We start from the raw sequence: 11,952 nt of genomic DNA, 5'->3' as shown, positions 1-11,952 counted from the left end.
CACGCGAAAACTTAGGCGACATCGGCAGCGGCGAGATCTTTGTCGACGAGCCATCGCAAATAGTCGGAGCGCTTCATGCCCAAGCTATCCGCCCGCTTATCCATGCGCTCGATCTTCTGCTCGGTCTCCTTAAAGCCCACGAGCCTCAAATGCTCCCCGAACTTAAGGGGTCGCCCGACGATCACCTCCCCCACCGACACGCCATCAACGCCTCCGGCATCCCATGGAGCAGCAAGAGCCTCAATCTCCTCCCGGGTTACTCCAAAATAGTCTTCAATTTCTTTTTGGGACATGTTCTCAAAATCCTTTTTGGACATTACTGCCTCCTTGCAAGTCCGAGTTCCCGGAGAACACTTTTTGTAGGCGGCGTGAAAGCATGGTATATCAGCAGTACAGCTACCTACTTTCGTTAAACGAAATTATACTGCAGGGCGAACGGCTCGGCAACAGCCATCAACAAGCGTTGCCTCGCTGAAACCGTCTGAGAAAATGTGAGGGAAAACGGCCCATGACAGCCTCCTTTACATCGGACGGCTGTCCTTCGAGCACAGAAGTTAGGGATATACCCAGCCTTTAGAACATTTGTTTTCGTTCATTATAAGGGAACGGATGTTCTTGTCAAGAGTGAGTTTTGCCAACTTGCCTATGAAGCCGAGCCGAAGTCTCTCCGGGGCGCCGCTTCTCCTTTCCGAGGACAGGCGCCCGAAGAGCCATTACAATGGAGGCGTCTAATGAAACGTGAACGACCGCAAGGGGGAAATCGGTGCATAGCAACGAGGTGGCGAAATTGGCGGGCGTGACCGTGCGCACGCTGCGGCACTACCACCAGCTGGGGCTTCTGTCCGAGCCGCCGCGGCGGGCCAACGGGTACCGCGACTACTCCCCCGCCGACGTGGCCCGCGTGCTGCGCATCAAGCGCCTGGCCGGCCTGGGCTTTCCCCTTTCGCGCATCGGAGATGTTCTGGACGAGATGGATGTCGAGGGGAACGCGACATCCGCGAGCGCCTTGGACGAGCTCGACCGCGAACTGGCCTTGGAGATCGAGCGTCTGCAAGAGCAGCGGCGCACCATCGCCGAGCTGCGCGCGGAGCACCTCGACCCCGACCTGCCCGTGCGCTTCGCCCGCATCCTGCGCATGCTCTCCGGCGTGGACACCCTCGTCGACGCCCGAGCTGCCGACCGCACCGCTCTCATCGTCGCCGGGCACCTGTACGACGACGAGGCGCTCGGCGAGCTGGAGCGCGTGGTGGAACGCATTTCAAGCGAGAACCTCGTGGAAGCCATGGAAGAGCTCGATCGCAGGCTGGACGCTCTTACGCCCGATGCCCCCGAGCGGGAGCGGGCGGCCCTCGCCGAGGATTCCCTCGCGGCACTCGCCCCCGTCATCGCCTGCTTCGACGCCGCCAACTGGCTGCGGCCCCCAACCGACCGCGAGCGGTTCCTGGACGAGATCGCCTTCGCGGACTACAACGAGGCCCAGCAGGACGTGTACGGGCGCATCGAACGCGGCATCGAGGCCGTCATGGCCGAGCGGGCGCAAAGGGAGAAGGCGGCCGCCGCCCCTTCACAAGTCATCCACGAGCCGCTTGACCCCAACGTAACGTCATAGTTTTAACTGGCCTCTCGAACCCGCGATCCCCCGTTCGAGAAAGGCCCCGCCATGACCCTCGCGTCCCCGAAATTCCGTCGGCCCCGCAAACCGTACCGGCCGCGCAAGACCGCCCCCTGCTACCTGCTTTCCTGCGCCTGTTCGCTTCTCGGCAACTCCGTGGCCGGCGTCATCTTGCCGCTTGTGCTGCTCGCCACCACGGGCGACGCCCTGGCAGCCGGCACCCTCGCGCTCATCTGCGCCGTGCCCCAGTTCGTCATCGGCCTTATCGGCGGCGCGCTCACCGATCGCTTCAACCGCCGCAACGTCTCCATCGTCTCCGACATTCTGTCGGCGGCCAGCGTGGCCCTGCTTCCCGTGGTCGACATGGTGTGGGGCCTCTCCTTCGGCTGGTTCGTGGCCCTCGGCCTTCTCGGCGCCATCGGCGACATCCCCGGCATGACGGCCCGCGACTCCCTCGTACCGGCCGTCTGCGAGCGCGACGGGCGCAGCCTGCAGAAGTTCATGGGTCTCACCCAGTCCCTCGATTCCCTCGTGGTCATTGTCGGCCCGGCCCTGGCCGCCTTCCTCATGGGCGCAGCGGGAAGCGTGAACGCCCTGTGGTTCACGGCCGCCATGTCGCTTTCCGCAGCGCTCATCACCCTCACGCTGCCCCGCTCCCTCGGCGCCGTCTGCGGCGCGGCCGCCTACGCTGCCAACCCGGCCGCCACACGCATCGGCACTGCGGGCACGCAGCCCCGACGCAGCCTTTTGCCCGGCGCGTGGAACGCCCTGCGCGACGGGGTGCGCGTGCTGTTCGCGAGCGACACGCTTCTGCGCTCGTCCATGCTCATCAGTTTCGGCGTGGTCATGGTCATGGGCTCCTTCCAAGGCCTCGTCCTGCCGGTGCACTTCACTGCCGCGAACAGCCCCGAGCTGCTCGGCTACGTGCTGTCGGCCATGTCCGCCGGCATGCTCGCTAGCTCGCTCGGCTACGCGGCGCTCGCCCACAAGCTGCGTCGCCGCACCTGGTACATCCTATCGCTCACCGGCATGGCCTTGGGAATCTTGGGGCTGGGCCTTCTGCCGTCGCTCCCGCTGCTCATCGCGAGCGCGCTCATGCTGGGTCTTTCGGCCGGCCCCATCTCGGCCCTGCTCGGCTTCTTCATCTTCGACCGCATTCCCGCCGAAAATCGAGGAAGCACCCTCGGCACGCAGAATTCGCTCACCCTGGCCGCCGCGCCCGTGGCCGTCTTCGCCACCTCGCTCGTCGTGGAGGGCGCCGGAGTGTCCGTGGCCGCCCTGGCCCTCGCCGGCTGCTGGATGCTCATCACCGTGTGGGCCCTCAACACCCACAGCCTGAAGTACCTGGACGACAAGGAGAGCCATCCCGACCCCATTCCCTTCGTTCCCGACGCCGAGCGCATCTAGCACCTCACATCGCCCGAAAGCCAGCAGTACGACCAGCTGGCTTTCGGCGTCGCAGCCATCTGGCAACGGTCTCCGAACAAGTTGCCCGCGAGCTGCGGGCGGGCGTTTTGCAGGGCCACCATGAGATCAGGAACTATCCCTCAACCAAGGAGACACCATGGCTTGCACAACGCTTCTCGTGGGCCGCCGCGCCACCAACGACGGCTCCACCATCGTCGCCCGCAACGAGGACGGCGAGGACTTCTCGTTCGATCCGAAAAAGATGATCGTGGTCATGCCGGAAGACCAGCCGCGCACCTACACCGGCGTGGCCAGCCACCTGACCATCGATCTGCCCGACAACCCTCTGCGCTACACCTGCACGCCCAACGCCGACCCGGCAAATGGCGTGTGGGCCGAAACCGGCATCAACGCGGCGAACGTGTCCATGTCGGCCACCGAGACCATCTCGGCCAACGCCCGCGTGCTCGGCGCCGACCCGCTCGTCACCTACCAGCCCGCTGTCGGAAAGCCCGGCGACGCCAACTACAAGTCCGAGGTGCCCGGCGGCATTGGCGAGGAGAACCTGCCCACCATCACGCTGCCCTATATCAAAAGCGCCCGCGAAGGCGTTGCGCGCCTCGGCATGCTCGTGGAGAAGTACGGCACCTACGAGACCAACGGCGTGGCCTTCGGCGACGCGGACGAGGTCTGGTACTGGGAGAACATCGGCGGCCACCATTGGATCGCACGGCGCGTGCCCGACGACTGCTACGTGGTGCAGCCCAACCGCCAAGGCATCGATCACTTCGATTTGGCCGACGCGCTGGGCGATCAGCACGACTACATGTGCAGCGCCGATCTGGCCCAGTGGATCCGCGAGAACGACCTGCTCATGGATATGCCCTCCCACGAGGACGATGCCGGCGAGACCGTCGAGGGACTGCCGCGCTACTTCAACGCCCGCATCGCGTTTTCCACCTACACCTGGCTCGACCAGCTGTACAACGCCCCGCGCAAGTGGTACCTGTGCAGCCGCCTGACGCCCTCCGACCCGCGCTTTGCCGGGCCCGCGCCCGAATTCGGCCCCGAGAGTCTCGACATCCCCTGGGCCATGCGCCCCGACAAGAAGCTGTCGGCGTCGGATGTGAAGGACCTGCTCGCCACCACCTACGACGGCACCGAGTACGATCCCTACGGCACCAAGGGCACGCCAGAGACGCGCCACCAGTACCGCTACGTCGGCATCGACCGCACCTCCGAGTGCTCCATCCTGTGCATTCGCCCGAACGCACCCAAGGCGCTGCGCGGCGTGCACTGGTTCGCCCCGGCGTCGGGCCCCTTCAACACCGCCGTGGCCCTGTACGCGAACGTGAAGGAGCTCCCCGCCTACCTGGACACCCCCACGGAAGTGACCACCGACAGCCTCTACTGGAACAACCGCCTGTTGGCAGGTCTTTCCGACCCGCAGTTCTTCGAGAGCTACGAGGCCATCCAGGGCTACCGCCTGAACACCATGGCCCAGGGCTACCAGTCGCTGCGCGAGACCGACGCCGCGCTTGAGAAGCTCGCCGCCGAAGGCAAGGCGAACCTGGACGATATGGACGATCCGACGGTGATCGCCGAGCTCGAGCGCGCGAATCAGGCGCTCGTCGATAGCGTGCAAACGCAGACCCGTGCCCTGCTCGGCACCGTGCTCGACCAGCGCACGGTCACGATGAAGAACGCCTTCAACATGAACGACCACTGAGAGCGCGCCGTTGCGCCCCCGAGCGCAACGCCAATGCCTGATTGGGGCCGGCCCCGGCGCCTCGCCATTCGCTGGCGACGCCGAGGCCGGCCTTTTCGCATTCACGGTTCTTTCGCATTCACGGTTCTTTCGCATTCACGACCCTTTTCGCATTCACGACCCACTCGCTCCCCTCTCCCTGCAACACAGGGCTCTTCTCGTGCAAGTGAAGCGGCGCCCCCTTGCCGTCGCTGCCCCGTCGAGGCACACTAGCGCTACGGACAGGAGACGGAAAGGAGCGCCCGTGAAGCTGACCGTGGAAGAGCGGCCCGACTTAGAAGAGGCGGAGGTCACCATCCGCTGCCCGGCCATCGACCGGCGGGTGCGGGCCATCATGGCGACCGCGAACGCAGTGGATTGCCGGCTTCTCGGCACCGACGGCACAGGCACGTTCATCGTGGAACCGTCGGAAGTGCTGTACGCGGAAACCGTCGACGGCCGCACCTTCCTCTACGGCCGCGACCGCGTGCTGGAGAGCCCGCTGCGCCTCTACGAGCTGGAAGAGGCCCTCGCCGGCACCGAGTTCGTGCGGGCCTCGAAATCTCTCATCGTGAACTTCGACCACGTGCGGGCGCTTCGCCCCTACCTGAACGCCCGGCTGGAGCTGGTACTCGATAACGGCGAATCCGTCATCGCCTCGCGCCAGTACGCCCCGGCCATCAAGCAGAAGATCGGGCTGTAGAAAGGATTCGCCATGAGAAACATCGTCAAGAGCGCCTTTGTCCGCGCCTGCATCACCTTCACCGTCGCCATGGCCCTCTGGTGCACAGCCGGCCTCATCTTCGCCGGGCCCGTCGAGGGCATCGTCATCACGCTCTCGCTGCTCGCCGCCGCCTTGGCCCTGTGCGCCCTGCAGGCATTCTGGTTTACCGAGGCGGTCATCGGGCGATTGAGCTACCCCGCACGCATCGCCGGGTTCGGCCTGACGGGCCTTCCGGCGCTCGTCCTGTGCGCCGCGCTCGGCGGTTGGTTCCCCCTGGACAACATCGGCGCCTGGGTCAGCTTCGTTGCCATCTACCTGGTCACCCTGGCCGCCATCACCGCCGGCTACACTATCTACTACCGTCGCACCGCCGGCAGCTTCGACGCCGCCCTCGCCCGCTACCGCGAAGGCCGGAAAGAGTAGGCCATCGCGACGAGAAGCGATTACGTCGGTCCTCGTCCGCGCTTTCCCCGCCCGGAAGGCCGAGTGCGCCGATTTAGTAGGAAATCTGCACTTATCAGCGTCTGGAAGGCTCCTACAGTCAATTACTATATTGTTCTACGTTAATTTCGACGGCTTTTTTCAATCCAGGACGCTGATAAGTGCAGATTTTGATACAAATTCTGACAACTCGGCGTCCGACCAATTTCGCATACTGGCTCTTAGCGGATCCAAGCGCGTCGACCCGCCACAATATAACAAGCTTGGCCAACGCGTCCGTCTCTTCCCTAGAAAGAGCTGCGGCATCGCCTCATTCCAGGCAAGTGCTGAGGCCGATTCTCCTGTACAAGCGGTACTAGTTTTGTATAGTTACGTTTATTATAATCGTGACTATACAAAACCCTTATCGGGAGCGCCGACAAACAGCGGCTGTTCCTCTTCTCGAAAAGCGGCTTTACCGACGCCTGCCGAGCCGAAGCCGCCGCCTGCGGGTGCCGCCTCGTAGCGCTTGCAGATATGGGGCTGGGGCAATAGAACCGATCCGCTTGGCCGCCCGCGCTTGGCCTAACGCAGCCGCTTCTCCCCCAGAAACGGGCTCGGTTCGTCGCGGTAGAGGACGGTCAGGGCGTGCATGGCGCGGGTGACGGCCACGTAGAGCAGGTTGCGATCGGCCTCGGTGGCGTACTGGCGGCCGTCGGCGTCCAGCAGCACCGCCTCGTCGAACTCGAGGCCCTTGGCTAGGCGCACCGAGCTGACGACGATACCGCCCGGGTAGGCGTCCGTTTCATCGGTGAGCAGCGTAAGGTCGTGATCGCGCGCAATGAGCTCAGCGTAGCGGGCGGCGAGGAAGTCCGATTTCGCGATGACTCCCAAGGTGCGCCGCCCCGAGGCACGCCACCGCTCGATGGCTTCGTCCACCGCCGCGAGCACCCCCACGGTGTCGCCGCAGCGCGCAAAGCGCACCGCCTCCCCATGGCGCTGGACGGCGACGAGACCCGCAACGGGCATCACCCGGGCGGCCAGCTCGGTGATCTCGCTGGTCGAACGGTAACTCGTCATGAGCCGCACCACCCGCGCGCCCGGATAATGGGCCGCCACCGCCTCGGGCGCCGACACCGCACGGCCGTCCACGAGCTGGTTCACATCCCCCAGGATAGTGCGATCGCAGCGGAACAGGCGGGAGATGGCCTCGTGCTGCACCGGCGTCAGATCCTGCATCTCGTCGATGACCAGATGGCGCATGGCAGAAGTGGGGGCGAATCCGTCGGGGCCCGCGAAGGCCAGGGCGCACAGCACGACGGGGAAGGCGTCCTCCCATTCCACCACGCCCTTGGCCGGCGCCTTAAACAGGGCGCTCTGGCCCGTGTCGGCTAAAAAGCGCTTGTACAGCGCCAGCGGGTTCTTGGCCCGCATCATGCGCAGGAGCCGCCCGCGCAGCTCGCGGCGCGTCGGCATGGTGTGGACATAGCGGCCGAAGGTCTTGCCATGGGCCAACTCCAACGCGTCGCCGGCGATAAGGTCGAGGCGCTCATCGAAGGGCACCGGCGCGTAAGCCGCAAAGCGCTCGGCGAGCCAGGACGCCTCGGCCACGTCGCCCCCGACGGCCAAGTCGCGCGGCTCGAAGAGCTCCGATGCCGCCACCTTCCCATCGCCGGAGCCCTTCTCCCCCAGCTGAGCGCCGAGCCACGCCGTCAACGAGGCAGCGAACGCCTCGGTGCCCTTGGCGGCAGCACGGGCCGCCCGAACCGGGTCGGCCTCATCGGCAGCCGACACCGGGAGCGCCACTTTCGTGATCCCTTCCAAAAGGAGGGCCGCCAAGTCGTGCAGGCTCCACTGCCGCACTGGCTCCTCGCCCAGCTCCGGCAGCACCCCGGAAATGTAGTCGGAGAACACCCGGCTCGGCGAGAGGATGGCCACCGACTGCGAGGTCAGCCGCTCTTTCTGGCGATACAACAGGTAGGCAACCCGGTGCAGCGCGATGGAAGTCTTGCCCGAGCCGGCCACGCCCTGAATGATAAGCGTGCCGGGCGCCTCATCGCGAATGACGGCGTTCTGCTCGCGCTGGATGGAGGAGACGATATCATGCATCTTCGCGTCAGACGTGCGCCCGAGAACCGTCGCGAGTACCTCGTCGCGCACGCTGGAGCTGGAGTCCACCGCGTAGCGCAGCTGCCCCTCCTCGATGGAGATCTGCCGCTTGAGCGCGAGCGTTCCCTCCCGGCGCCCGGCCGGTGCCTCGAAGGCGGCCGGCCCCGGCTCGAAGTCGTAGAACAGCGCGGCCACCGGGCTTCGCCAATCGGAGATGAGCGCCTGGTTCTCCCAGGTGAGGGCGAAGCGCCCGAGGTAGGTGATCTGGCGTGCGGCCGCCGTCTCGCCTTCGGCCGAACCGGCAGATGAGGACGCCCCTTCCTCGCCTTCGACGAAATCGACCCGGGCGAAGTAGGGCGAATCGAGCAGCTTCTCCAACCGGCCTCGGGAGCGATGGGCCAAAGCGGCCTGGGCGTCCATGCGGTTCAGCTCATAGGCAGAAAGATGCGCCTCCTCCGGCGCCAATTCGCCACGCGAGGCCGCCAGCTGCGCCCCCGCCTCGCGATGGCTCGCCTCCGTACGCTCGGCCAACCCGCGCGCTCGATCGACGGCCGCGCGCACCGCACCCAACACCTCGTCAAGGTGGGCTTGCTCTTCCGCTTCTATGCTAGGGGATCCTCCATCGGTGTCCGCATCGGCATCTGCGTCTGCAGACCGAAGCAGGGCTTCGTCATGTTCCGCATCCACAGCCTTCTCCTTCCTCGTCCAGATTTCGCGAAACGCGGACGGCTCGGCCCTCGCTGAGCCCCGTCCGGGAAACCTGAGAGGTCGAAGCCGTGAGATGCGCCGACGTCAAGGGGAAACGCTATGCTAGCGGCCCCGCGCCTGAGCACCAGTCGCCACCGCACCGACCTCCACAAAATTCGCGCAACTTCGCTTCCCATGCTAAGACGGTATGGCTGTAGCGAGTCGTTTACCGTTTGATGCCAAGGGGCAGCAGCCAGACGTCAGCAGGGACAACTTCCCTTAGCATGGAACTCAGCGTTTACGTGGCGTCAAAAGCGTCGCCGACTGCGGCGCCCGATGCCGCTGTCGACCGCGGCGCTCGACGCCGCCGACCCCGAGACAAGGAGCGCTCATGCCCATGAACCCCGCCGTCCAAGCGGTCATCAAGGCCATCACGCGCCTGCAGCCCGACGTGGCCAATTCCTGGAACTCCCAGCGCAAGGTGGAGGACGCCGCCGGCAAACTCACCATTGCCGACCCGCGCTGCCGCATCGACAAGATCACCGCCACAGCCGACGACGGCTACGAGATTCCCTTGCGCGTGTTCACGCCCCTCGACATCGACTTCTCCCTGAAGCGGGGCCTGCACGTGAACGAGGATCACCGCGGCACCATCCTGTACTTGCACGGCGGCGGCTGGGCCAACGGCGACGTGGAATTCTACAGCGACGCCTGCATGCGCACGGCGCTGAAGCTCGAGCGCCGCGTCATCGCCGTCGACTACCGGCGCAGCCCCGAGCACCGCTTCCCCACCGCGCTTGAGGACTGCTACGCCGTGGCGCGGCAGCTGTTCGCCGGCACGCTTATCCGCGACGCCGATCCCGGGCGCATCGTGCTCATGGGCGACTCGGCCGGCGGCAACCTCACGGCGGCCGTGAGCCTTCTCGCCCGCGAGCGCGGCGACTTCCGCCCGCGCACCCAGATCCTCTTGTACCCGCTCGTGTACAACGACCACTCCGAAACGACGCTGTTCGATTCCGTGCGCGACAACGGCGAGGACTACATTCTCACCCGCCAGGCCATCGTCGACTACATCGAACTGTACCTGCGCACGCCCGCCGATTTCCACGACTCCCGCTTCGCGCCGCTCATCGCGACGTCGCTGGCCGACCTGCCCCGCACGCTCGTCATCACCGCCGAGTACGACCCTTTGCGCGACGAGGGCGAGGCTTTCGCTGCGCGCCTGGATGCGGAGGGCAACGAAGTGGCCTGCTTCCGCATGAACGACGGCGTCCACGGCTACTTTTTGTACCCCTCCGTGCTCTCGCTCGTGCGCGACACCTACCGCCTCATCGCGCACTTCCTCGATGGCGACCCGCTCCCGAAACCCGGTGACCGGCCATGGCTGACGCTTCTTGGTACCGACTAGACAACGTCGGCAAGTTCTACGCCGCCCAGGCGGGAAGCCCGAACCAGACCATCTTCCGCTTGGCGGCCACCATGGCCGACGAAGTGGATGAGCAGGCACTGCAGCGCGCGCTGGATGCCACTGTAGCGCAGTTTCCCGGTTTCAATGTGTCGCTGCGAAGCGGCATGTTCTGGCATTACCTGGAACCTTCCGGCACCTCGCCGCGCGTGATTCCCGAAAACCTGCCCATCTGCTACGGCCTGCATGCCGGGCCCCAAAGCGTGCTCTTCCGCGTGAGCTACTATCGCCGGCGCATCAACGTCGAAGTGTCCCACATGATCTCCGACGGGCGCGGGGCCCTGGAGTTCCTAAAAGCGCTGCTCGGCGCTTACGTGGCCGAGCGCTACGGGTTGCCCGAAGCCGCCGCCTGCGCTTATGCGGGCACCGAGGCGCAGAAGACCGAGGACAGCTTCACGACCAACTACGACCGCTCCGCGGCGGGAAAGGCGAAAAAGCCGCGCGTCTTCCATCTGACGGGCCTGAAGACCGACGCCGACCCGCTTTACCTGGAATACCACCTATCGGCCAGCGCCGTGCATGCCGCCGCCAAAGACGCCGGAGTCAGCGTCACCTCCTACCTCATCGCGGCGGTCATCTGCGCCGTGCGCGCCACGATGACCGCCCGCGACCGGCGCCGGGCCATCCACCTGGACGTCCCCGTCGACCTGCGCAGCCTCTTCGGCTCGGCCACCCTGCGCAACTTCTTCGGGCTCGCCTTTATCACCTACACCCCCGGCGATGCCAATGCGCCCCTGGTTGAAGTGGCCGCCGAGGTGCAGCGCCAGCTGACCGCCGGATGCGAGCCCGCCTCCCTGAAGCGCCGCATGATGGCCATGATCAAGCTGGAGAAGAACCCACTTCTGCGCGCGGCGCCCCTCATCGTGAAGGATGCGGCGCTGGCCGTCGCCGACGCGCGCGCCGCCCGCGAGGTCACCACTACCGTCTCGAGCCTCGGCCGCGTGGCGCTGGACGAATGCACGGCCCCCTACGTGGAAGGCATCAGCGCGCTCACGTCCACCTCCGGCCTCAACTTCATCGTGTGCACCTACGGCGACGATCTATCCATCGGCATCTCCAGCCGCTTCCTCGGCCAGAAGGTGACCCGCGCCCTGGCAGAGGTTTTGGAAGACGAGGGGATGCGCGGATATCTGAACGCAAACCGCGACGCGCCGGCGTTCCACCGCCCCGGTCCGCTGGCGGCCGCCCGCAAGGCGGCTCCCGTGCCATCGGTGTTCCCGCCGAACTCCTTCGAGCGCAAGAGCACCCGCGTCCGCACGGTTCTGGCGGTGCTCACCCTTATCTGCATCGCACTTATCGCGCTTTTGGGCGGCACTGCGGGCGGCAGCGCGCTGGCCGTGGGGGCGCCGTGTGCGGCCGTGGCCCTGAACTGGCTGTTCGTGCGGAACATGATCGTGCACGCCCCCGACTTCATCCGCGTGGTTGAGCGCTACTTCCTCGTGCTTTTGGCCGTGGCGGGGCTGTGGTTCGCATCCACGGGAAACCTCATCGTCACCACCTACGTGGTGCCGGGCCTGTGCATGCTGGCCCTCGCGTTCAACGCGGTGCTCCTCATCGCCTTCAGAGGATCGTTCGTCACCGGCTACGCGAAGTACCTCATCTACGAGATGCTGCTCGGTCTCGTTCCTTTGGCGCTTCTAGCCGCGGGCCTTATCACCTGGCCTCCCTTGGCCATAGCCGCCGGCACCGCCGCTGCGGCCCTGCTGGCCATCCTGCTCCTGGTCGGCCGCAAGCAACTGGCCGCCGAAGCCCGCAAGCTGTTCTCGCTGCGGTAGGCCACC

At 65.7% G+C, this 11,952-nt stretch carries 9 protein-coding genes; 7 read left to right on the top strand and 2 right to left on the bottom strand.

Annotated elements, in window-relative coordinates; genetic code table 11:
* Positions 1-11: 11 nt before the first annotated feature.
* Entirely contained in the window at positions 12-317 is a 306-nt protein-coding gene (locus ACW4QM_RS00815) for a hypothetical protein (RefSeq protein ID WP_237974405.1), read from the bottom strand.
* A gap of 446 nt (positions 318-763) precedes the next feature.
* On the opposite strand from ACW4QM_RS00815, the gene ACW4QM_RS00810 reads away from it, so the two are divergent.
* The 5 genes from ACW4QM_RS00810 (at position 764) to ACW4QM_RS00790 (ending at position 5,913) form a co-directional block, all read left to right on the top strand.
* Positions 764-1,609: a MerR family transcriptional regulator gene (locus ACW4QM_RS00810; protein WP_161127946.1), complete on the top strand. Its 846-nt coding sequence runs from the start codon at positions 764-766 to the stop codon at positions 1,607-1,609.
* 51 nt (positions 1,610-1,660) lie between these two features.
* Positions 1,661-3,019 carry an MFS transporter gene (locus ACW4QM_RS00805; RefSeq protein ID WP_161127947.1) on the top strand — a complete coding sequence of 453 codons (1,359 nt, stop codon included), beginning with the start codon at positions 1,661-1,663 and terminating at the stop codon, positions 3,017-3,019.
* Positions 3,020-3,176: 157 nt separating this feature from the next.
* Positions 3,177-4,748 (top strand): C69 family dipeptidase, encoded by a 1,572-nt coding sequence (locus tag ACW4QM_RS00800; protein ID WP_161127948.1) that lies wholly within the window; start codon positions 3,177-3,179, stop codon positions 4,746-4,748.
* 283 nt (positions 4,749-5,031) lie between these two features.
* Positions 5,032-5,469, top strand: coding sequence for a LytTR family DNA-binding domain-containing protein (locus ACW4QM_RS00795; RefSeq protein WP_114539250.1), 438 nt, complete (start codon positions 5,032-5,034; stop codon positions 5,467-5,469).
* 12 nt (positions 5,470-5,481) lie between these two features.
* On the top strand, positions 5,482-5,913 hold the full coding sequence (locus ACW4QM_RS00790; protein ID WP_114549142.1) for a hypothetical protein: 432 nt from the start codon (positions 5,482-5,484) through the stop codon (positions 5,911-5,913).
* Positions 5,914-6,495: 582 nt separating this feature from the next.
* Here the strand turns inward: ACW4QM_RS00790 and ACW4QM_RS00785 are convergent.
* A complete protein-coding gene (locus ACW4QM_RS00785) occupies positions 6,496-8,706 on the bottom strand; it encodes a HelD family protein (protein WP_161127734.1) in 2,211 nt (736 codons plus the stop codon).
* Between the two features lie 391 nt (positions 8,707-9,097).
* Here ACW4QM_RS00785 and ACW4QM_RS00780 point away from each other — a divergent pair, with 391 nt between their 5' ends.
* Positions 9,098-10,114: an alpha/beta hydrolase gene (locus tag ACW4QM_RS00780; RefSeq protein ID WP_114549144.1), complete on the top strand. Its 1,017-nt coding sequence runs from the start codon at positions 9,098-9,100 to the stop codon at positions 10,112-10,114.
* Complete coding sequence (locus ACW4QM_RS00775; RefSeq protein ID WP_455798095.1) at positions 10,087-11,946, top strand: DUF6320 domain-containing protein; 1,860 nt, start codon at positions 10,087-10,089, stop codon at positions 11,944-11,946. Before ACW4QM_RS00780 ends, ACW4QM_RS00775 begins: the two co-directional genes overlap by 28 nt.
* The last annotated feature ends 6 nt before the right edge of the window (positions 11,947-11,952 follow it).

Source organism: Adlercreutzia sp. CNCM I-6207, assembly GCF_977072305.1.
Note: the sequence above shows the minus strand (reverse complement) of the source record. Positions and strands in the feature narration are given on the sequence as shown.

Bases quoted from the DNA above. Each gene is read 5' to 3' on its own strand.
- ACW4QM_RS00815 (WP_237974405.1), bottom strand. From the start codon at position 317: ATGTCCAAAAAGGATTTTGAGAACATGTCCCAAAAAGAAATTGAAGAC.
- ACW4QM_RS00805 (WP_161127947.1), top strand. From the start codon at position 1,661: ATGACCCTCGCGTCCCCGAAATTCCGTCGGCCCCGCAAACCGTACCGG.
- ACW4QM_RS00800 (WP_161127948.1), top strand. From the start codon at position 3,177: ATGGCTTGCACAACGCTTCTCGTGGGCCGCCGCGCCACCAACGACGGC.
- ACW4QM_RS00790 (WP_114549142.1), top strand. From the start codon at position 5,482: ATGAGAAACATCGTCAAGAGCGCCTTTGTCCGCGCCTGCATCACCTTC.
- ACW4QM_RS00780 (WP_114549144.1), top strand. From the start codon at position 9,098: ATGCCCATGAACCCCGCCGTCCAAGCGGTCATCAAGGCCATCACGCGC.
- ACW4QM_RS00775 (WP_455798095.1), top strand. From the start codon at position 10,087: ATGGCTGACGCTTCTTGGTACCGACTAGACAACGTCGGCAAGTTCTAC.